Annotated in this window: 14 protein-coding genes and 1 pseudogene; 9 read left to right on the forward strand and 6 right to left on the reverse strand. The window is 61.7% G+C overall.

The window, feature by feature from the left end; genetic code table 11:
* Window positions 1-67: 67 nt before the first annotated feature.
* Window positions 68-844: a response regulator transcription factor gene (locus RHIBR816_RS0106635; RefSeq protein WP_026186711.1), complete on the reverse strand. Its 777-nt coding sequence runs from the start codon at window positions 842-844 to the stop codon at window positions 68-70.
* Window positions 845-2,020: 1,176 nt separating this feature from the next.
* Window positions 2,021-2,545, reverse strand: a complete 525-nt coding sequence (locus tag RHIBR816_RS0106640) for a hypothetical protein (RefSeq protein WP_034816011.1) — start codon at window positions 2,543-2,545, stop codon at window positions 2,021-2,023.
* Between the two features lie 506 nt (window positions 2,546-3,051).
* Between RHIBR816_RS0106640 and RHIBR816_RS0106650 the strand changes: the two genes are divergently transcribed.
* The 5 genes from RHIBR816_RS0106650 (at window position 3,052) to RHIBR816_RS0106670 (ending at window position 12,154) form a co-directional block, all read left to right on the forward strand.
* Window positions 3,052-4,785, forward strand: a complete 1,734-nt coding sequence (locus RHIBR816_RS0106650) for a hypothetical protein (protein WP_018235758.1) — start codon at window positions 3,052-3,054, stop codon at window positions 4,783-4,785.
* 107 nt (window positions 4,786-4,892) lie between these two features.
* The gene (locus RHIBR816_RS0106655) at window positions 4,893-6,902 is read left to right on the forward strand and encodes a hypothetical protein (RefSeq protein WP_018235759.1); all 2,010 of its coding nucleotides are present in this window, start codon (window positions 4,893-4,895) and stop codon (window positions 6,900-6,902) included.
* A 20-nt stretch (window positions 6,903-6,922) separates the two neighbouring features.
* Complete coding sequence (locus RHIBR816_RS0106660) at window positions 6,923-9,250, forward strand: type I secretion system permease/ATPase (protein ID WP_018235760.1); 2,328 nt, start codon at window positions 6,923-6,925, stop codon at window positions 9,248-9,250.
* A gap of 6 nt (window positions 9,251-9,256) precedes the next feature.
* Window positions 9,257-10,594: an HlyD family type I secretion periplasmic adaptor subunit gene (locus tag RHIBR816_RS0106665; RefSeq protein ID WP_018235761.1), complete on the forward strand. Its 1,338-nt coding sequence runs from the start codon at window positions 9,257-9,259 to the stop codon at window positions 10,592-10,594.
* 315 nt (window positions 10,595-10,909) lie between these two features.
* Window positions 10,910-12,154, forward strand: a complete 1,245-nt coding sequence (locus RHIBR816_RS0106670; RefSeq protein WP_018235762.1) for a tetratricopeptide repeat protein — start codon at window positions 10,910-10,912, stop codon at window positions 12,152-12,154.
* Window positions 12,155-12,365: 211 nt separating this feature from the next.
* Here the strand turns inward: RHIBR816_RS0106670 and RHIBR816_RS0106675 are convergent, their stop codons facing one another.
* Window positions 12,366-13,409 carry a class I SAM-dependent methyltransferase gene (locus RHIBR816_RS0106675; protein WP_018235763.1) on the reverse strand — a complete coding sequence of 348 codons (1,044 nt, stop codon included), beginning with the start codon at window positions 13,407-13,409 and terminating at the stop codon, window positions 12,366-12,368.
* A gap of 311 nt (window positions 13,410-13,720) precedes the next feature.
* Here RHIBR816_RS0106675 and RHIBR816_RS0106680 point away from each other — a divergent pair, with 311 nt between their 5' ends.
* Window positions 13,721-15,718, forward strand: coding sequence for a bifunctional diguanylate cyclase/phosphodiesterase (locus RHIBR816_RS0106680; protein WP_026186712.1), 1,998 nt, complete (start codon window positions 13,721-13,723; stop codon window positions 15,716-15,718).
* 50 nt (window positions 15,719-15,768) lie between these two features.
* On the opposite strand, the pseudogene RHIBR816_RS33755 reads toward RHIBR816_RS0106680, so the two are convergent.
* Window positions 15,769-16,880: pseudogene (locus RHIBR816_RS33755) on the reverse strand (alcohol dehydrogenase catalytic domain-containing protein).
* Window positions 16,881-16,962: 82 nt separating this feature from the next.
* Window positions 16,963-17,493, reverse strand: coding sequence for an ABC transporter substrate-binding protein (locus RHIBR816_RS33760; RefSeq protein ID WP_018235765.1), 531 nt, complete (start codon window positions 17,491-17,493; stop codon window positions 16,963-16,965).
* On the opposite strand from RHIBR816_RS33760, the gene RHIBR816_RS33765 reads away from it, so the two are divergent.
* Window positions 17,420-17,743 (forward strand): LysR substrate-binding domain-containing protein, encoded by a 324-nt coding sequence (locus RHIBR816_RS33765; protein WP_245262558.1) that lies wholly within the window; start codon window positions 17,420-17,422, stop codon window positions 17,741-17,743. The genes RHIBR816_RS33760 and RHIBR816_RS33765 overlap by 74 nt on opposite strands.
* A 93-nt stretch (window positions 17,744-17,836) precedes the next feature.
* Here the strand turns inward: RHIBR816_RS33765 and RHIBR816_RS0106700 are convergent, their stop codons facing one another.
* Complete coding sequence (locus RHIBR816_RS0106700) at window positions 17,837-18,028, reverse strand: DUF6494 family protein (protein ID WP_018235767.1); 192 nt, start codon at window positions 18,026-18,028, stop codon at window positions 17,837-17,839.
* 452 nt (window positions 18,029-18,480) lie between these two features.
* On the opposite strand from RHIBR816_RS0106700, the gene RHIBR816_RS0106705 reads away from it, so the two are divergent.
* Window positions 18,481-18,696, forward strand: coding sequence for a hypothetical protein (locus RHIBR816_RS0106705; RefSeq protein WP_026186713.1), 216 nt, complete (start codon window positions 18,481-18,483; stop codon window positions 18,694-18,696).
* A gap of 223 nt (window positions 18,697-18,919) precedes the next feature.
* Complete coding sequence (gene ppc / locus RHIBR816_RS0106710) at window positions 18,920-21,673, forward strand: phosphoenolpyruvate carboxylase (RefSeq protein WP_018235769.1); 2,754 nt, start codon at window positions 18,920-18,922, stop codon at window positions 21,671-21,673.
* Window positions 21,674-21,693: the final 20 nt, after the last annotated feature.

Here is a 21,693-nt window from a genome sequence, read left to right on the forward strand (position 1 = left end):
GACGCGCGTTCAGGTGAAGTGCCGCGCGTCGGGCCGGGCGCGCGGCACGAATGTCGTTTCCGTCATATCAGTTGGACCAGCGGCCCCGCGGCGGGCTCAGATCGCCTTCATGCCGGAAATAACGCGACGCCGCTTCGGTGCGGTTGCGCACGTTCATCTTCTTGTAGATGTTGCGGACATGCACCTTGACGGTGTTTTCCGAAAGCCCGAGCCGGTCGGCGATGATCTTGTTCTGCGTACCCATGCAGATCAGATCGAGAATCTGGATCTCACGGGTCGTCAGCACACTCCTGCCGCTCTCGCCCCTCCGTTCGGCCTCGATGGCCTCGACGACCGGCGGCCGTTGCACGGCAGAGCTGTTTCCCCCAAACCCCCGCGGCGCCAAACGCCGAAGCAACGCTGCGGGGAAATGCTCGCCGCCCTTCATCAGCAGGTCGATGGCGGTCAGGCAGACATCGAGATGCAGGTTCAAGGGCAGCACGCCATGGATCAGGCCTTCATCGACGAAGCCGGCGATCGACGTGTCGAGCTCGTCGGCGTTCTCCACCACGACGCCGATCGAGGCCTTGGGGTGGAATTCATGAATCATTCTGATGATCGATGGGAAAGTGCTTGCCGGCATGCGGTAGAGCATGACCAGTGCAACGTCGACGAGATTTCCATCGAGCAGACTATCGGCTTCCGATAGGCTCACCACCTCATGCCCTTGGAAGCGGGTGCCGATTGCTTGCGTCAGGCATTCAGCAAGCAGGTCCGCCTTGGCGAGCATTACGATCTTACTTTTCTCTGCTAAAACCTTGTTGTTATCTTCAAAATTGCTCAGGGTAGAGCTCTCACGATACATTTATCCCTCCTTGGGCGTCCCCTGAATTCTTATGGGCGTAAGACCCCTCTTGAAGAACGCCTGTGTTTAAAAATTTATTCGAATAAAAAACGAACTCTCCACGGCGGAAAAATTCGTAATGACTAATGTATCGTAAATATGGGGGATATGAAACAGCCCAAACGGGTTAGATTGACGGGGTGAAGCCGTCTAGATCGTCCGAAAACGAACCAATTTTGGGCCTATCCATCCAAAGCCTTGGACAAGCCGGGAAGCAGCCGTGCACTTTCCGCCGGGTTCGAGCACCCTTTGCTTTTCAGGGGTAATCGGCGGACCAAGAGCTGGGGCGGAAACGGCGGGGTCGCGACGACATTCAAGCCTAGGATGTAGATCGCGACCCCGCACGTTCTAGCCCGCCGCTGCCGCCAGCGATACCAACAAAGGGCTATCGCCCCTGGCACGCAGTCTATTTCCGACCCTCGTGCCAGCGCCCGCGCACCCCGCTCCAGCTCCCGCAGCAGCTTTGTGCCTGACTTGATACCGAAAGAATCCACGCTGGCCGGATCTGACACCGGGGCAATACGGAGGGTCGCTGCGGCCGTAACGGATTCACAATGTTAACATTGTGTTAACGCGCATGACGAGTGGGATCGCGGACGCGGCCAGGCACCGATCTCTTTTCGCCGGCGCCCGATCCGCCACGGCAACCTCTTTGCCCCAGCAGCACCGGCGCCGCAGATGAAGCCGATCCGTCAAGCGGCTGCCGAGACTAACCATAATTGGTATCTATCGCTTCCCCACATTCCGGATCACACTGCAATGGTCGCACGGTGTTTTGGCGTCTCCGGATAGTGTCCTGCGTAGATTCGGAAGTATTTATATTACATTATCATGACTAATCGTATGACATATCATTTTTTGACGTAAGAATTTATGACAGGATAAACCCCTGTCTCCCAATTATACTGAAAAAGAAATAGAAAATATCGAAACCCGCAGATGAGCTGTATCACGTTCATCTGGTTGAAGATGAGCCAGCGCCATAAGAATCCTAAAAGAGATGAAAGGGTTTCGGTGCTGGCTCCCTCTCCTCAAGTCTCTCACCAGACATTGCCAGGAATGCCCCGGACCTGCGGTCCCGCGCATCCGTGAATCGGCTCGCAAGGAAAGTATCCAGCAGGGCGCGCCCGCCGGCCGTCAGCGCGGGAAGGAATACCGCTCGACGATGCCCCAGATTCCCTTGTTGATCTTCATGATCTGATCGATCGCCTCGCTGATCCTTGCCAATTCCGCATCGTCGATCTGCTCGATCTTGCCATACTTGATCGTATCCTTGCTGTCGAAGATGGCCATCAGCTGGGTGCTTGCCTGGTCTCCGGTCTCGTCGAAGGAATAGATGCAATGGCTGTATTTGTTCCTGAGCTTCGCCTGCCGTCCCAGCTGCTGTGTCGCCGCCAGGATCTCCTGCCTGCGATCGGATGGCGTCTTGGCCATCTTGGCGAGGCGCTCGACGAGCTCGATACGGGCGCGAGTCGTGTTCAGCGTCAGGAAGATAATGACCGCGGTTTCCTTGTCCACATTCGCAAGGCCCGCAATCAGGTAGATGAGCAGACTTTCCGTGTTGGTCCACGTGTAGTTCAGCTGCCCGATTAAAAGAAGAATCTCGTGAAATCTCTTCATAGCTGGTTGCCGTTGCCGAACGTCTCCGTCGGGATCGCTCATATCCGCTTCCATTTATGTCTTCCGGGTAAATAGGTTTGGGCCCTAACCTTGCCGGCTGCAAGTAGCCCTAAGGGAGTAGAGCTGCAAATCCATTCTTAAGAATTGCCTCTTCGCGAAAATTCTTTCTGCCACGCATCAACCAGTGGCTGACCGCCACCCGTCACGACTACCCTACGGGGCTAGCTCGAACTGACAGCTTACATTTCCTGAGACTTGGCAACAGACTGCCCGGGCAAAATGACGAGCAGGGAGGCTCGAGCCAGGGGACCGCCACTGCGCCGGATGCGCAGCTGCCCTTCGAGAGGCCCGACAAGCTGCTCCAGCATGAAGGAGGGCATCTACCACCATATTTTGAACATTCGATCTCCGGTCGCGCTTGGCCGCCCGGCGATCAAAATTTTCACTGAGATAGCTTTGTACATTTCAACACTGGACCGCACACCCCTTAGCTGCGTGAGAGAAAAAAGCGGCTTGGCTGGCGCGGCCTCAATCTGAGGAAGACCATTATGGCTAGCAACGACAAGACTTTCCTGTGGCCCTGGGAAGACCAATCACAGGATCAGACGCAGGACCAGGCTCAGGCCGAGCTTCAGGCACAGCTGGAACTGCAGAAGCAGGGTCAGGGACAGGACCAAGGACAGGACCAGGGGCAGGGCCAAGGGCAGGACCAGGGGCAGGGCCAAGGACAGGACCAGGGGCAGGGCCAGTCGCAGTACAGTGAATCCTACAATGGCAACCACAATGGCAATGGCAATGGCAACCTGAACGGTAATGGCAACCTGAACGGTAACGGCAACCTGAACGGTAACGGTAACGGCAACCTGAACGGCAACGCCAACCTCAACGCCAACCTCAATAAGAACGAGACCAAGGTCGACGTGGAGAGCAAGACGGACGTGGACGTCGACGTCGACGTGGATCTCGACCTCGAAGGTTGGCAGCCCAGCGATGACGATTTCGTCGACATCGACCATTCGACCATCGACGGCATGGCCAGCGTCAGCTTCAAGGACATCTTGAACGGCTCGCTCAACGGCGAGGGCAACGACGTCGGAAACGTCTTCAGCCAGTCCGCCATCATGTCGGATGACGACCACCTCGAGGGCGTCTCGGTCGACGGCAACCTGGAGCAGAGCGGCAATGCCCACGGCGGTTACGCCACGGCAGGCGATGGCATCACGGCCAGCGGTGACGGCGGCGAGGGCGGCGGCGATGCCGATGCCGACGGCGGCGACGGCGGCGACGGCGGCTTCGCGGTTGGCGGCTTCGCGGCCGGTGGCAAGGCGATCGGCGGCGACGCCGACAATGACGGCGACGCAGATGGCGGCGACGGCGAAGGCGGCCTCGCAGCAAGCGTCGGTGTCGGAACCGGTGGCAGCAGCGGTGACGCCAATGGCGGTGGTGCAACGGGCGGTGCCGGTGGTGCCGGCGGTGCCGGTCTCGGCCTCGGCCTCGGCCTCGGCCTCGGTCTTGGCGTCGGCGCGGCAGCTGGCGGCGAAGGTGGCGATAGCGAAGCCGGCGACGGCGGCGACTCGGGTGACGTCGAGAGCGACGAAGCGGAAGCTGAGGATGCTGGCGACGGCGGTGACGGCGCAGATGTCGACGACTTCTCGATCCCGATCCTGAACTTCGGCGGCGACGGCGGCGACAACGATGGCGGCAACAGCGTTGCTGTCGGTCGGACCGGCAATGCCAACGGCGGCAGCTCGGACGATGCCGGTGACGGCGGCGGTGCACTTGGCGCAGGCCTTGGCATTGGCTCGGGTATCGGTGCCGGCGCTGGTTACGGCGGCGGTGGCGGCGGTGGCGGCGGTGCCAACGCGAACGGCGGAACCTCCGGCGGCGCCACGGGCGGAACCGGGACCGGCGGTGCGGCAACCGGCGGCGCTGGTGATGGCGGCTTTGCCCTCACTGGTGCATGGGCTGGCGATGCCTTGGCTGGCGGCGGTGCAGGCGGTGCAGCCACGGGCGGCGCAGGCGGCGCAGGCGGTGCAGGCGGCATCGCAACGACCGGTGCAGGCGGCGCAGGTGGCTCGGGCGGGACCTGGGGTTCCTACAATGGCGACGATAGTTTCCTTGAAGGAATCTCCTCGGCAACGGCCGATGCCGTGATCGACACCAACGCCTTCAACCAGCAGATCGTGCTTGGCGCCAATCTGCAGGGCAACACCATCGACATGACGGTCGTCGGCGGCAATTACAGCTCGACGGCCATCGGCGAAGACGACGACGCCGCTTGACGGTGCGGCGCCTACCGGTTCGCATTTCGCAATCGGGCATTGAACTGGACTGCGCGGGTTTACCCCCGCGCAGTCCAACAGCACCGAAATAAAAAAGGGGGCTGACAATGACCCTGTATTTCGACAAGACGACCGAGGCCATCGCCCACTTCATCGGGCTGTTCGCAATCGCTCTTGAAGAAATTCGCCTGCGCGACGCCTATGAAGAATTCAAGGCGCACCAGAAAGCGCAGGAGGAAACACCAGAGCTCCCTTCCGTGCCGGTCACGGTAAAGGCATCCTACGAGCTCAAGGATTTCGACCCTCGTATTCCCTACCGCCCGGCCGAGCCGGTTGGGACAGAGCCGACCCCCGGCCTGCATCCCGGCCTGCGTCCCCCGGAAATACCGGTTTCGAGCCCGGCCAGCGACATCGACAATCCCCACGTTTTCGCCCGCTACAGCTCGAATTCGTCGTCCGCGAGCGCACCCGAATTTGAGATCGATCCGCCCGGATCCACGGCGGTCTACGCAACACAACAGATCCGACTTTCCGACAACGATTCCGTCAACCTTGGCGATCACGGCCTGGAGTTCTCCCTGCGGGTGGACAACAGCGCGCTCCTGAACGACCTCATCGAGACGGCGCAGCGGATTTCCCCGCTTGGCGGCGAGGAGGTTCCCGGCTCCCCGGAGGAGATTGCCGCCTTCATCAGCACTGCCGTGCAGAAGCTTGATGCCTTCACCGCCGAACAGGACGGACAGGAAGACACCGTTGTCGCGAAGGCCGAGGTTCTCGAAGGCATCTTCGTCAACGGGGAGCTCGTAGAGGAAGCTCCGGATCTCAACGACTATCTGCCGCCGCCGGAGGAATCGACGGAGGAGAAGCCCGCGACGTCCACCGAGGCCAGCGGCAACTTTACCGCGGGCCAGGGCCAGGTCGCGATCAAGGCATCGGTCGAACTGGAAGCGGGCGGCAACACACTGATCAATTCCGTCGAGCTGACGAGCAACTGGCTGCAGTCGCATGTGCTCGCCGTCGCCGGCGACCATGTCGAGCTCAATGCGGTTGTGCAGATCAATGTCCTCTGCGACAACGATCTCGTAAGCCCCGCCCTCAATGGTTGGAACCTCGATCCGGGGAAACCCACCGAGGCCTTCAACATCGCGATGTTCAAGCATCTCGACCCCGAGCCCGGCAATGCAGAGCATGCCGGAACCGGCGACTTTCCCAAGGCTTGGGCGATCACCGAGATCAAGGGCGACCTCTTGATCATGAACTGGTTCGAGCAATTCACGTTCATGAGCGACGAAGACACGGCCATTCTGGCGGCCGCTGGCGCGATGACGTCGATCATCACCGGCGACAATACCGCGATCAACAACGTCTCGCTCGCGGAGCTCGGACAATACTACGATCTCATCTTCATCGGCGGCAGCGTCTACGACGCCAATGTCATCCAGCAGATGAACATCCTGCTCGACAACGACCTGCTCGGCGCCGTCGAGGGTTTCGGCACGACCGGCAAGGGCTCGGCCTCGACCGACGGAAACCTGCTATGGAATGAAGCGACCATCGTGGAGGCCGGTGGCGCAGCCACGGTCAACCCGATGCCGAAGTCCTATCTCGACGCTTTCGGCGACCTCGCAGGCGGGAAAAAATCGCTCCCGGACGACGTGCTGCAGGATGGCGCGTTCGCGGGGATGAACGGCTTGAGGGTGCTGTATATTTCAGGCGACCTCATCAACCTTAATTATGTCAAGCAAACCAATATTCTCGGTGACAGCGACCAGGTCGCGCTCGCAAAGAGCAAGTTCACGGCCGATTCGGACGCCGACTGGACGATCTCCACGGGTTCGAACAACTTGGTTAACTATGCCGGGATCGTCGATGTCGATGCCGGCCAGATCATCTACACGGGCGGCACAGCCTATTCCGACGAGATCCTGATCCAGGCCGACCTGATCAAGACCGAACCCTACCTCGGCGGTCAGAATCCTGACGCACTCGTCAACGAGGCCGTGGCCTTCCTCGGGGAGGACATGCTGGCCCCCGACACCGGCCCCCAGCCGCCGGATCACGCCCCGCCTCCACTCGATACGGCGAACGCCGATCCCATGCATAACATGCTGGCCTGACCGGACCGCGGGAGGAGATGATGACCGACGACCGCGATCAATCCTGGGAGCAATTCGCGGCAGACGGCGGCGAGGCCTCGGACGAGGCGGAGCCCTCGCCGCAGACGCCGAATGCGGAGGCTGCCCGGCAGCAATTGCTTCGCAGAATCGACCGTAGGGAAACTGTTCTGGATCGCACTGTTAAGGAGCTCGACGAGGTGATTGACCGACTTCGCGGCGCGGCGGCCGCAAGAACCAGCCAGGAGTCCAATCGTTCCGACACGACGATCCCGCCCGCATCCGAACGGAGCGCGGCGGCGACGGTCGAGGTCGTGCAACAACCGACGACGCCTCCGCTGAAGGCCGACAACGCGAACAGCCCGGAAACGCGTAGCGCCGATGCCGGCCATTGCCCGCCGGTCCAGGAGGCCCGCAACCCCGAACCGCGCTTTGAAAAGCCGAGCGTCGAGACCAAGGCCGAAGTCAAGGACAAGACGTCGATACCGGGGATGGTGGTGATCGACGGCGACCGCGGCCCCATCAAGGCCGAGCCCAGATCCCCCGACAAGGGGGGCTCGTCAGGCGGCGGAGGCGGGGGTGGCCATGGCGGCGGAGGCGGCGGCGGAGGCGTCTTCCACAAACGTCTCGGACCGGTCGATTTTTCCGCCAGTCTCAAGGCCGGCCTGCGGGCGATCAAGCAGAACCTGATGGTCGTGATGCTGTTCACGCTCGCCACCAATGTGCTGGTGCTCGCGATACCGGTCTATCTGTTTCAGATTTCCGATCGGGTGCTGACCAGCCGCTCGGTCGACACGCTGGTCATGCTCACTGCGCTGATCGTCGGCGCGGTCATTCTGCAGGCCATTTTCGACGGCATTCGCCGCATGATCCTGATGCGGACGGCGGTGGAGGTTGCCGCTCAACTCGGCGCTCCGATCCTGAGCGCCGCTGCCCGAGCCTCGCTCCATGGCAATGGGCGGGAATATCAGACGCTCGGGGATCTGCAGCAGCTTCGCTCCTTCCTCGTGTCGAGCACGCTGCTGTCCTTCCTCGACGCCCCGATTGCGCCGTTCTTCGTCCTGGCGGTTTTCCTGATCCACCCGCATCTCGGCTCGATCGTCATCGCCTCGTCTCTGCTTCTGCTCTGCGTCACCATATTGAACCAGAAGGCGACGGCGGCGCCGTTTGGCGAGGCCAACACCTATCAGGGCAAGGCGAACCTCCATCTCGACTCCATGTCGCGAAATTCGCAGATCATCAATGCGCTCGCGATGATCCCGGAAGCGGTCCGCATCTGGGGCAAGGACATGGCAGGGTCTCTCCGGGCGCAAGTGCTGGCGCAGGACCGCAACATTGCGCTTGCCTCGCTCTCCAAGGCCGTTCGGCTGCTCACCCAGGTCATGATGCTCGGCTGGGGCGCCCACCTCGCGCTAGACGGCGAATTGACCGGCGGCATGGTGATCGCCGCATCGATTGTCGCCGGCCGCGCGCTGGGACCGATCGAAGGAGCGATCGAAGGCTGGCATCAGGTCATTCAGTCGCGCGCCGCCTATGGGCGCATCGCTTCGCTGCTCCAGAACTCGCCGCTGAACTTCGAGCGGCTGAAGCTGCCGCGTCCTGAAGGCCGTCTCGACGTCGAACGACTGCTGTTCGTCCCGAACGGCACCAAACGCGTCGTCCTCAACGGCCTGACCTTCTCGCTCAACCCGGGCGACTCGCTGGCCGTGATCGGCAGTTCCGGCGCCGGCAAGACGACGCTCGGCAAGATGCTCGTCGGGTCGATCCTGCCGACATCCGGAAACGTCCGGCTCGACCTCATGGACTTGAGGAACTGGGATCAGCGCCAGTTCGGCGAAAGCATCGGCTACCTGCCGCAGGACGTCCAGCTCTTTCCCGGAACGATCAAGGCCAACATCGCTCGGATGCAGGAGGACGCCACGGACGCCGACATCTATGCCGCCGCCAAGCTGGCCGACGTCCACGACATGATTGCCCTGCTGCCGCACGGCTACGAGACTTTCGTGGCGGCCGACGGTTCACCGCTCTCCGGCGGGCAGAAGCAGCGCGTCGCACTCGCCCGGGCCTTCTTCGGCAATCCGCGCATGGTGGTGCTCGACGAGCCGAACTCCAATCTCGACACGGCCGGCGAGGCCGCACTGACGCGGGCCCTGGCCCATGCGAAGAAACAGAAAATCACCGTCATTACCATTACCCAGCGGCCCGCCCTCCTCAACAGCGTGGATAAGGTTCTGCTTCTGGTGAACGGCACCGTGGCGCTTTTCGGCATGCGCCAGGACGTCCTGAAGGCCCTCTCGTCGCGCGGTATGAACCTCGAAGGCAACCCGCTCGACCACAACCAGCTTACGTAGGCGACCATGACAGACACAGTCAAAGTTTACGATCTCGAATGGTACTCGGAGGTTCCGCGGTCGATCTGGAAACAGACCATCTTCGGAGTTGCGCTGATGGCGATCACGCTCGGCGGCTTCGGCTTCTGGTCCTTCACGGCGCCGCTGGCGGCGGCCGTCATCGCCCAGGGCAGTTTCGTCGCGACCGGTCAGAACAAGATCATCCAGCATCTCGAAGGCGGGATCATCAAGGATATCCTGGTGAGCGAGGGAGACGATGTCGTCGCCGACCAGCCGCTGATGCGGCTGGACGAGACTGCAGCACTTGCCAACCAACGCCAGCTGTTCCTGCGCCGGGCGAGGCTCGAGGCGATTATCGCCCGCCTCATGGCCCAGGTCGGGGGTCTCGACAGGATCGCCCTGCCGGAAATTCTCAGCCCCCATCTGCAGGATCCGGAAGTCAAGCCGATCATTCAAAGCCAGGAACTCAGTTTCCGGGCCTGGCGAAGCAAGCTGGACAGCGAAATAGGACTGTACAAACAGAATATCGAGGGCTTCCGCTTCCGGGCGGAAGGCTACCAGGAGCAACTCGAGGCTGTCCGCCAGCAGCGTTCCCTTCTTCATGAAGAGTATGTCGGCAAGAAGTCGCTCCTCGAAAAGGACCTGATCCGCAAGACGGAAATCAAGAGCATCCAGCGGGCGATCGCCGACGCCGAGGGGCAGACCGGCAGACTGACCGCCGAGATTTCGGAAACCGGCTCGCAAATCCTGAAACAGGAACAGCAGATCCGCCAGACGGAGGAAACCTACCGCGAGGCCGCGCTCGAAGAACTCCAGAAGGTGGAGGCCGAGCTCGACTCCGTCCGCGAGCAGCTGACCGGGGCGGCCAGCGTGCTGCGCCGCGCCACGATCAACGCTCCGGTCAGCGGGACGGTCGTCAGGCTTTACTATCATACGGCCGGCGGCGTGATCGAAACCGGCAAACCCATCATGGAAATCCTGCCTTCGGACGTGCCGCTGATCATTGAAGCGCAGGTGCTGCGCACCCAGATCGACAGCGTCAAGATTGGCCAGAAGGCGACCGTGAGGCTTACCGCCCTCAATCAGCGCACCACGCCGGTCCTGAACGGCGAGGTCTACTATGTTTCCGCCGACTCCATGCCGGACCCGGCGACCAACGGCACGCAGGAAGTCTATCTCGCCAGAGTGAGCCTGCCGATGAGCGAAGTCTCGAGGGTCTCCGGCTTCGTGCCAACGCCCGGCATGCCGGCCGAGATTCTCATTCAGACGGCCGAGCGGACCTTCTTCGACTACCTGACGAAGCCGATCCGGGACAGCATGGCGCGCGCCTTCATGGAGCGATGAAGCAAGCCGAAGTTCCGGACGGCCGCCATCCGACGCAAACGATGCCGTACGGCTTCACGCACCCGGCTGCTTGAGGCGCCGGGCGCGGCCGTCACCGAAGATTGCCGACACTCAACAAGACGACTCGTCTCTCGGCCCGCGCCCTTGGCGTCGGGCGAGAACGGGTTCGTCACCCGACCACACCCCTTGCGTGCTTACTTATTGCGAAATAACTCGAAATTGCTATAATTGCCTTTCCTATTGCTAGCTTTCTCTCTCTATTTTCTGATGCATAATTGAAGTTTATTTCATTCATTTATTTCAAAGCGAGGCGCCATGTTTACTCAAATTATTGAGCGTATTGAGGATTTTGAGAGTATTCGGAAGATCTGGGACGAGCTCTATCAGAACGACCCCGACTCCCACCCTTCTCTTTCCTGGGATTGGCTGCACCAATACCTGCCTCGGCAGCAGAGGTGGTTCATTCTGGCCTTGAAACAATCCGACGAGGCGCAGTACTGCGCTTTTCTTCCGCTTCGCGTGGCAACCTACCGCGACAAGAACAGCGGCCTTTTCTGCGATGAAATCCTGATGATCGGCAATCACGGCTCCGGCCGCACCGGTCTGCTTTGCACGCCGGGTCTCGAGGGCGAGGCGGTGGATGCCTCGGCCAGCGTCATCCGTCGCGAGAACTGGGCGAGCATGCGGTTCGATTGTCTTGATCTTGCCTCCGTCCGGACCGAGCGGTTGCTCCACGCCTTCGCCGACGAACAGTTCATTCGCGAGGATGCCAGCGGCCGTGAGAGAGGATTCGGCCCGCAACTGTCCGCCCGCTGCCTCATCGTCAAGACGCGGACCGGGCGCAATCTGCACGACTGCCTGAATCACCGCAGCATCGACTTCGTCTTCGAGCGCGCCATGGACCTGCATAGCCGGGGTAAACTGGACGCTGCGGAGACGGGCTATCGGCAAGTGATCCATGCTGACCCCAAGCATATATACGCCCGCTTCGGCCTGGCCCAACTCTGCACCGACAGGGGCGACCATGCGGAAGCGGAACATCTCTATCGCGGCCTGCTGTCGGCCTTGCGGGAGGCGCCCAAGATCCAGCACCGGCTCGGCGACGCCCAACTGGCCCAAGGCTTCTACAGCGAGGCGAGCAAGACCTTCGCGAACCTGCTTGCCCGCCACCCGCATCTCGGCCTCGTCCGCTACAAATTGGCCGCCTGTTTGCTCGGCGCAGGTCAGAGGGACGCCGCGATCGCCACGTTCCTGAGCTTCGAAGAGATCATCTCCGATGATTCGGAGCATCTCCGTTGCAAGCTGAGGGCTCAGGAGGCGCTATTGCGCCTCAAATTGCGGGCGGAGGTCCAAGGGCACAGGGCGGCCAGGCGCGCAACTCAGAAACCGTTTGCCCACGCGGGCCGGCGGTCCGGCGATGCCCCATCTGCCCCTGCAATCGCCGTCCGGCTCCTGCCGCCGGCCGCACTCCTCAAGCCCTCCTTGCCGGGAGGCGTCTCCGCCCACTTGCATGCGAGACCGTCCCAATTCGACGGCAAGGGATCGAAACTGAAGCACTGATACAGTCGAGCCGGAAGCAGCCTCTCCATCCCATGGACGGCGACCCGGGGTGGAGAGCTTCTCGCACTGTGGAAGTGCAGCGACCACCACCCATTTTGAGGTGCAGGCGAGGCAGGGACACAGGATCGGGGCATTTCCGTTCCGAAATGCCCCGAACTCTCAACGACCGAGGAATGGCAAAGGCTCAGTCCGGGGACGGCTTTCGCGCTGCTTACGAACGTTTCTGCAGGATGCCGTAGACAATGTTTCGGTTTTCGCCGAATTCCAGTCGGGCGTTGACCGCATTACGGTCGACGCTGGCATTGATGATCCCCCACATATCCGCTTCCGAGCGCAACAGCAGCGCCCAGTTCATCAATGTCTCCATGTAGCCGTCATCGCTGATGTCGCGCGCGAAATTCGCGAAGAGAAAGACCCCGTTGGGCTTCAACATCTCCAGGCATCGCTGTGTGAGCTTCACCGCCACCTTGTCCGCAAGGTAGTCGTAGAGGCCGGCAGCGTAGATGAAGTCGAACTGGCCGAGTTCCTGGGATCTGGTCAGAAGACCGCGAACCGAACCGTCGATCGCCTCGACGCAGGTTCCGCTGAAGTCGCGCACCATCGAGCCCACGCTCAGCGGGTCCTGGTCCAAGGCAACCCAGCGCTTTATGCGCCGCTCCCGCAACGCCACGGAGCTATCAGCCTCGCGCAGATGTCCTGCGGCGATCGTCAGGATTTCCGTCTCGGGCCCCCGTTCGGCCGCAATCGCGTCGACATGCCGGGTCAGGAGGTCGCGTCGTTCCCTGACGGCGACCGACGACGGCGCATTCTTCGTGTAGTCGTAGAGGGTGCGCCCGAGCGGAGAGGCCGTGGCGATTTCCTCGGCAACGCTCGGATGACCGTAGATGAAGTCGATCAACTGCGCGTCGCCGGAATAGCCGCGCGGTTTTTCGAAGGACCAACGCGTGAACGGATCCTCATGGAAGTAATCCGACACCGGATGGTTCTGCACGATCGGGATCAGCGCCTGCCAGACGCTGGGTTCGAATTTGCGGCGCACTTCATGAAGCGCACCGATCAGCTGGTGGATGATTATCGACGGAGCGCGGCGTTGCTCGATTTGCTGCTGGGCAATCATCAGCGCGAGCGCGACTTCGGCTTCGCCTGTTGCCAGGTGCTCATCATGGAGATCGGTCTTGGCTGTTGAAAGTTCGGTTGTAATGGCTGTGGGGGTAATCAGGCTTTCGCCGTCGAGGGCAATCTGAATTTGGGTCACGCGAGACTCGTTCGTTAATAGATCGTTAACATTATGCGCAGGAACACGGCGTGCGCCAAATCCAATTTCAAACTTTCGAATAATATGGTTAACAACCCGACCGACTGACTTATTTCGCTACACTATTAGGTGTGTCTTTGACCCATACCCAATTCAGCAAAACTTAATGGACCTGAACTAATGTGCCGAACAATGCTGCATGCTACTCAGTAACTTTCCCAAGCAAGCGGCAGCTCAGGACATCCCCGCGGTACTCTTCGACAGAGAGACTTCGGGCTCTACAAGAAGACGCAAACGCAATGGATCGGTGCATGAAGCACACGCTGGCCGACGTAGTTGAGATCGACCTCCACAGCGAGCCGCCGAGACCGGCCTCGACTGAGCTTCGTGCACTCTATGAGAACGAAGGCGAAGGCGCCCGAAAGCAGGCGACGCGACACGGCTTCTGGACCGCGGTCGCGGTTTATCTGCTGTTTTCGATAACCGATATTCTGCTGGTTCCGGACGTTGCGCACTATACGATCGCCGCGCGGTTCACGATCGCCATCGTCGCGCTGATGGTGATCGAAACGCAGGTCCGAATAAACGTCGGGGCGAATGCCATCGATGCCGCCGCTGCCGCGGCGCTCGTGCTCGCCTATGCCGGCTGGCTCTATCCGGCGATGATGACCGCGGACACCGAGAGCATCTCCTACTACATGGTGTTCGGCGCCATCTTCATGATGAGCGTCAACCTGTTCTTCAGCTTTCAGTTTCGCATTTCGCTGTTCGCATCCGTCACCATCCTCATGATTTTCTTTGCGGCCGTGCTGTCCTTCTCTCCGGCGGACGTCTCCTATCGGCTCGCATTCGGCACCTTCAACATCTCCTGCTTCGTTTTCACGTCCTACGTGAACTGGAAGCTCAACCGGGAGCGCTTCAAAGTTTTTCTCAACGCATTCGAAGCGCGCATTCAGCAGAAGGAGGCTTCCGAGCGCGGCAGGGCGCTGCTGCGGCTGTCGAACACCGACTCCCTCACCGGTCTCGACAACCGCCGCGCCGTCGACCAGAAGCTAAGGGATTATTGGAGCGACTGGCAGAAGAAGGGGACGAGTTTCGCGGCGTTCCTCATCGACGTCGACTTCTTCAAGAAATACAACGACTTTTACGGACACCAGGAGGGTGACCGCTGCCTCGTTCTCGTCGCCAGCGCGCTCAAGGATTCGATCGAGCGGTATAGCGGCTCGATCGGGCGCTATGGCGGCGAAGAGTTCATCGTGCTCGCCCGCCTGGAGACCAGCGAACAGGCGGCCGGTCTCGCCGAGGCGATCCGTTGCAGCGTGGAAAATCTTGCCCTGGAGCACGAGCAGCGACGCGACGGCGTGTCGATCGTCACCGTCAGCGTCGGTGCCGCCTTCAGCAGAAATCAGACAGGCTCGAAGCTCGAGAGGCTGATCCACGAGGCGGACCGGGCGCTCTATGGCGCAAAGGCGAACGGTCGCAACTGCACCCGGCTCTTCGACCCGAACGACCCCCACAGCAGCGATGAGAGCGAAAACATCGCCGCCCTGCTGAAGATCGCCATCGACCAGGACCTCGTCTCGCTCGTCTATCAGCCGATCCGAAACGTCGCATCCGGCCGCGTCGACGCCGTCGAGGCACTCATGCGCCTGAGGATGCTGGATGGCACCTCGGTTCCTCCGAGCCTCTTCATCCCCATCGCGGAACGCACCGGCGCCATCCTCGACCTCGGGCGTTGGGCGATCAGGAGGGTGTGCCGCGAACTGCTGGCGGACGAGCATGTCCCGGTCGTCAGCGTGAACGTCTCACCGATCCAGTTGAAATCGCCGGGCTTCGCCGCCTCTGTCGCGGCGATTCTCGGCGAAACCGGCGTCGCCGGCAGCAGGCTGGCTCTCGAAATCACCGAGGGGCTGGAGATGGAGATGCATTCCGATATCCTTCGCTGCATCAGCGATCTCAAGACGCTCGGCGTCAGGATCTGGCTCGACGACTTCGGAACGGGCTTCGCGGGCCTGTCGTGGCTGCGCCTGATCGATTTCGATACGGTGAAGATCGATCGCTCCTTCCTGCACGATTGCGACAATCCGAGGGGAAAGGCGATGCTGCAGGATATCATCGGACTCGTGCGAAATCGCGGCCACAAGATCCTTGTGGAGGGCGTGGAGACCGAGGAGCAATTGGCACTGATGCGGCAATTCCGGATCGATCAGGTTCAGGGATTCCATGTCGGGCGCCCGGCACCGGCGCAGGCGCTCCGGTTGTCACCAGTGCCGAACATCCGCTCCACGGCCCTGACAAAACCGCGCTGACATTTGCTGCCGCATTCTCCCGCTACAGCGCCGCTCGAAGACGGCGCGCCTTAGGACAGCGACGGCGGTACGACGACGTAGTTGCTGAAGCCGCCGTCTCGATCGGTCAGGCCGGAAATCGCCTCATTGACGTTTTCGAGCGGGAAGATCTTGTGCTCGAGGTAGGATAGGTCGAGCGCTCCCGTGCGGACCATCTCCGCCATTTCCTGCCCTTGAGCGGCCGTAAACCAGTTCGAACCGATAAGTTGGACCTGCTCGTCCATCAGCCACTTGACATCGATCGGCAGGTCTTCGGCGACACCGCCCACATTGACGACGCGGCCCCCCCCCCCGCCGCACGCCTCATGGAGTCCACCATCGTGGCCGCCGGCGCCTTGGCGCCGAGCGCGCTGATGACGAAATCGACGCTCTCTCCGCCCGTCAGCGACCTTGCCCATTCGCCCGACGACCGATCCGCGAGCGACATGATCTCGATGCGGTCCGGCGCAAGCGCCTTGACCCTTTGCAATAGTTCGTCGTTTCGCCCGGTTCCAAGGATGCGCGACAGGCCCATCGCCAGACCCAGCACGGTGGCGGCGACGCCCAGGGTACCGGTGATGCCGTCAATCAGCGCGACCTGTCCCGGACCGGCCTTGGCGTTCTTCAAGGCGCCGTAGGAGGTGCCGAGATAGCCGAACCGCCCGGCCTGCAGGAAGCTCAGATTGTTGGGGAGGCTGACCAGCGCATATTCCGGCGCTGTCATGTATTGGCTGAAGCCGCCATAAGGGTAGAGATAGAAGATCCGCTGGCCGTCCGGGCTGGTGCTGAAATAGCCGTTCAGGGTGTAGTACCGGCACTGGCTCCGGTTTCCCGACCGGCAGGCTTTGCACGATCCGCAGGAGCGCAACGGGCTGACATAGACCCGGTCACCGGGTTTGACGTTGATGACCGCCTCGCCCACCTCTGCCACGACGCCGGCCGGATCGAGCCCGAAGATGGCCGGAAATTTCGGTATCGGCTGGTGCGGGAACCACGTCGGCCAGTTGTTGATTACATTGGCCATGTTCGGCACGATGCCGCAGGCCCTCACTTCGACCAGCACGTCCGTCGCCCTTGGCTTCGGCACCGGTATCCTGTCCAGCGACATCGGCTGATGCAGAGCATGCAGCCGCGCAGCAATCATCGTCTTTTCCATTGTGTTCGCCTCCGCTCGGGATCAGGCGGGCTGTCTCGGCCCGTCCCATGTTCACTTGGTTTTCTCGGTATCAGTGGAGCTTCGCGCCGCCGCTCAGCCCGGCGGCCGGTCGGCCTTCAGGGAGCGTCGAACGCCGCCCCGGCGGGCGGAGATCGGCGGGGAACACCGTCACCCACTGATTGTCCTGCACCTGCTTCAATTTCGTGGACGCTTTTCCGGCATTGAACTTGCCTTCGAAATCGCGCAGTCCCAGCACAGTCTGGACCGTGTTCGCCCGAAGCCATTCGGCCATGGCTGCTTCGTCGAGCTTGCCCGCACCCGCGGCGGCGGCCGCCAGGATCTGCCAGGCCGCATACTCGGCCGCGGCTTGATATTCGGCGTGCGGATAGGGGAAGCCCGCGGCCTTCGCGCGCTCATTGTAGGCGGGCACGAATTCGGCCGCACCGGCATTGGCCAGGAGGGGTTCGTGTTCCTCGAACCAGGTCAGGGTCGTAAGTGATGTAGGCGACTTGGCGGGCCTGCCGCTCTTGCAGCTGGAGACGCGGCCGAATGCGTGGACGACATGGTTTGCCGCGCAAGGTACGGATTCGCCCAGCGTCACGGGAATGCTGTTCGATCAGTTCGCGACGATGACGCAGGCGGCGATTTCCGGGCTTGGGGTCGCGCTCCTTCCGGATTATCTCGCCGATGTCGAACTCAGCGAGGGCCGTCTTCAGCCCCTCCTGCAGCGATCGGTCTCAGGCTCCGGCTCCTACTGGCTGGTCTGGCCGAAGGCACGGGCGAACTACCCACCGCTCGAGGCATTCCGCACATGGCTCGCCGCGGAGATCTCGACAAGTGGTTCTCAATGAGCGGAAAGGCCAGAGGATTGAAATAGCGGTTGGGCGGCTGGAATGTCGAGCGTCAGCCGGCTGCCGACGAAGCCGCTCGATCGCCATGCCGGCCTATGGAAGGTCAATCTCGCCGTCCACGACGTGGTTGAGACCTGTGCCTTCCGCCGTCAGCGTCATACGGACCTTCAGCTTCTTGCCGCCGGCCTGCCCTTCGCGCACCGTCTCCTCAAGCTTGCGCTGCGAGGTTACGCCGACTTCCTTCAGGAACTTGCGGATCGACATGTTGAAGGCGTCTTCGCTCATGGCGGAACTCCTCTGTGTCCGGAAGGGATTGTAAGGGAAGGCAAGTGGTTACGGAAGCAGGACGTGACGCGCGGTGCCACACAAATAGACCCCGAGCCTGGAGGAGGCATCGGGGTCTTTGACCTGACCGGTGCAGGAGGAGGAGTGCGACCGGCAGACATCTCGCGCGGTGGGAGGGTACTGCGCTTCGATAATGGTGAGGATAGAGCATTCTCCATCATGAAATTGTACCCTGGGTTACATCGCGGCGCTGCGCGCAAACCGACCGGCCTTGAAATTGCGGAGGTAAGCGAGGAATGCCAACCGCGCAGGAAGCTTGCCTGAACACCGCGCTGTCGGACCATCCGAGAAACACACGACAGAGCCTTTTCCGCCTCATCGGTTTTAGCGTCTGAAAAGACGCGCGGCGCTGTAGAATGGGGCTCGAAACCAGCACAGACGAGGTCACGGCCATGCACAAGTTTACAGTCATCGTCATGGAAGAGTTCGAAGCCGACACTGCAGAGGAGGCCGCCTTGCTCATGTATCAGGCACTGACCAAAGGACCAGCACCGCTGCACTATTCGGTCACCGACGAGATAAGGACCGCAACCAATCTAACGCTCGACAGGGAAAAGGCAGATGAATTTGCCAGCGTTGATCACACGGCCGATCCTGGCAATTGGTAGCGCACGGCTAGTTCGACAGATGTTGCCAGCGGATTGCGATGCGAGCGCGGCTTCATGCCGATCCATGAAAAGCGAGATTAGTGGCATTTCCTTGACAGTATGTTAGTGGCATGCAACGTTATGCTAACGTTAGCGCAAAGATAACTGCGCTCTTGGCGCGAAGCCTCCCCGCGAGACCGCGCCCAACTGTTCGAATTGGCCGATCTGATGAAGGCGCCCGACGATGACACGTGATAGTTCGAAGGACGAGCCGCTGTTGAGCGAGATCCGAGTGCTTGGACGGCTTCTTGGCGAGACCATCGGCATGCTGGAAGGCAAAACGGTATTCGAGACCGTCGAGCAAGTTCGCCAGCTTTCCGCGCGCTTCCACCGCCACGGCGATACCGCTGCAGGGGACGAGCTGAGGAGCATTTGCGAAGCGTTCTCCCCCGAAATCTCCAGCCGCGTCATCCGGGCCTTCAGCCAGTTCTCGCAGCTCGCGGACATTGCCGAGGACATGCACCACATCCGGCGAGCGCGTATCCATGCCATCCGGCTCGCCCCGCCGCGCGAAGGGTCGATAGAGCGAACGCTCTCCTTGATCGACGAAGCCGGCATCGGGCGGGCAGCCCTTTGCGCCTTGATCGATCGGGCGCTGATCTCGCCGGTCTTTACCGCACATCCGACGGAAGTGCGCCGCAAGAGCATCATCGATCTCGAAAACGGGATCTCTCACATCCTCGCGCGCCTGGATCGCGACCAGCTCACACCCGACGAACGCAGCGCTCACGACGCCGAACTGCGCCGGGCGATAGCGACCTTGTGGCAGACCCACAGTTTGCGCGGTCAGCGCCTGCAGGTGGTGGATGAGGTCGCTAACGGCCTGTCTTACTATGACAGCACGTTGTTCCAGGAAATTCCGCGCCTCTATGCCGCGATCGAAGACCGGCTGACGGCGCAGGATGCCGGAGCCGGGACTGCGGAGCTGCCGTCCTTCCTGCGGATGGGAAGCTGGATCGGCGGCGACCGCGACGGCAACCCCTATGTCAATGCAGCCACGCTTCGCCAAGCGTTGCGGCTTCAAAGCCAGAGAGCCCTGACCCACTATCTGGCCGAGTTGCATCAGCTCGGCGCCGAACTCTCGCTTGACGATCGCTACGTCGCTGTCTGCCCTGAGCTGGCAGCGCTCGCCGAGCGCTCACCGGACAGGTCACCGCATCGGCGCAACGAACCCTACCGGCGTGCGATCGCGGGTGTGTATGCGCGCCTTGCGGCGACGGCGCTCGAGCTCGGTCATGAGGCGAACGCCAGGGCGCCGGTCGGCGACGCGCCCGCCTATGGAGGGGCGCAGGCGTTTATCGACGACCTGGGCGCCATCACCGACTCCCTGGTCGAAAACGGCGCCGATCTCCTGGCACGGGGGCGCCTGCGCAACCTCAGACGCGCCGCGGCCGTGTTCGGCTTCCATCTTGCCGGCATCGACCTTCACCAGAATTCCGACGTGCACGAGCGGGTGGTGGACGAGATATTTGAACGCACGCGCCCGGGGACGCGCTACCGGAGCCTGTCCGAGGATGACAGGATAGCCTTGCTCAGCGAGGAGATGCGAACGGCGCGCCTCCTCACAACACCGTTCGCCGCCTATTCGCAAGAGACCGCAGGTGAACTCGAGGTGCTGCAGGCTGCTGCGCAAGCCCATCAACGTTTCGGCCCGGCGGCCATTCCGAACTATGTCATCTCCAAGGCCGGCGCGCCTTCCGACGTCCTTGAAGTCGCGCTGCTCCTGCGGGAGGTGGGTCTCTACCGCCCGGCCGAAGGCATCGCCGCCGTGAACATCGTTCCGCTGTTCGAAACGATTGCCGATCTGCGCGCATCCCGCGATGTGATGGACGTGCTGTTCGCCCTGCCCGAATATGCGGGGTACCTGGCGGCACGCGGTCAGGTGCAGGAGGTGATGCTCGGCTATTCGGACAGCAACAAGGACGGCGGCTATCTGACCTCCGGCTGGGAGCTGTACAAGGCCGAGACCGGCTTCATCGAACTCTTCCGCAAACGCGGCATTGCGTTGCGTCTCTTCCACGGCCGTGGCGGTTCCGTGGGGCGAGGCGGCGGGCCGAGCTTCGACGCCATTTTGGCGCAACCCGCCGGCGCCGTCGACGGCGCAATCCGCGTCACCGAGCAGGGCGAAGTCATCTCGGCGAAATACTCCAGTCCCGAACTCGGACGGCGCAACCTGGAACTGCTGGTTTCGGCCACATTGGAGGCATCGCTCCTCAGCGATCGTTCAGCGCCTCCCAAGAGCGCCTATCTCCAGGTGATGGAAGACCTGTCGGCGCTGGCCATGGCTGCCTATCGAGCGCTCGTCTACGAGACGGAAGGGTTCGAACAATTCTTCTGGGAGTCCACGGTGATCGGCGAGATCGCCAAGCTCAACATCGGCAGCCGGCCCGCGTCGCGAACGGCTTCGCGGCGGATCGAAGACCTGCGCGCGATTCCCTGGGTCTTCGGCTGGGCCCAGTGCCGATTGATGCTGCCCGGCTGGTATGGCTTCGGCTCGGCCGTGAAGGCGTGGCTGGCGCGCGCCCCCGCATCCGGACTGCAGTTGCTGCGCGAAATGCATGCCGAATGGCCCTTCTTCCGCACCTTGCTGTCCAACATGGACATGGTGCTCGCCAAGAGCGATATCGCCATCGCCGAGCGTTATGCCGGCCTGGTCGAAGACGGGGCATTGCGAGATTCGATCTTCTCGCGCGTCCGGAACGAATGGCGCGAGACCGTCGATCAGGTGCTGCAGATCACCGGCCAGAAGGAACTACTCGAGCGAAATCCATCGCTGCGCCGGTCGATCCTCAACCGCTTTCCTTACCTCGATCCGCTGAACCACTTGCAGGTCGCCCTGCTGCGGCGGCATCGAAGCGGAGACAGCAGCCCCGAAGTGCAACAGGCGCTCCACCTGACGATAAACGGAATTGCCGCCGGCCTGCGCAACAGCGGCTGAGCAGCCTTAAGCGCCGTGCG

Origin of the sequence: Ensifer sp. BR816, assembly GCF_000378985.1 — a bacterium.
GTDB lineage: Bacteria > Pseudomonadota > Alphaproteobacteria > Rhizobiales > Rhizobiaceae > Sinorhizobium.

Bases quoted from the DNA above. Each gene is read 5' to 3' on its own strand.
- RHIBR816_RS0106665 (WP_018235761.1), top strand. From the start codon at position 9,257: ATGACAGACACAGTCAAAGTTTACGATCTCGAATGGTACTCGGAGGTT.
- RHIBR816_RS0106700 (WP_018235767.1), bottom strand. From the start codon at position 18,028: ATGAGCGAAGACGCCTTCAACATGTCGATCCGCAAGTTCCTGAAGGAA.
- RHIBR816_RS0106670 (WP_018235762.1), top strand. From the start codon at position 10,910: ATGTTTACTCAAATTATTGAGCGTATTGAGGATTTTGAGAGTATTCGG.
- RHIBR816_RS0106655 (WP_018235759.1), top strand. From the start codon at position 4,893: ATGACCCTGTATTTCGACAAGACGACCGAGGCCATCGCCCACTTCATC.
- RHIBR816_RS0106680 (WP_026186712.1), top strand. From the start codon at position 13,721: ATGAAGCACACGCTGGCCGACGTAGTTGAGATCGACCTCCACAGCGAG.
- RHIBR816_RS0106635 (WP_026186711.1), bottom strand. From the start codon at position 844: ATGTATCGTGAGAGCTCTACCCTGAGCAATTTTGAAGATAACAACAAG.
- RHIBR816_RS0106640 (WP_034816011.1), bottom strand. From the start codon at position 2,545: ATGAGCGATCCCGACGGAGACGTTCGGCAACGGCAACCAGCTATGAAG.
- RHIBR816_RS0106660 (WP_018235760.1), top strand. From the start codon at position 6,923: ATGACCGACGACCGCGATCAATCCTGGGAGCAATTCGCGGCAGACGGC.
- RHIBR816_RS0106650 (WP_018235758.1), top strand. From the start codon at position 3,052: ATGGCTAGCAACGACAAGACTTTCCTGTGGCCCTGGGAAGACCAATCA.
- ppc (WP_018235769.1), top strand. From the start codon at position 18,920: ATGACACGTGATAGTTCGAAGGACGAGCCGCTGTTGAGCGAGATCCGA.
- RHIBR816_RS0106705 (WP_026186713.1), top strand. From the start codon at position 18,481: ATGCACAAGTTTACAGTCATCGTCATGGAAGAGTTCGAAGCCGACACT.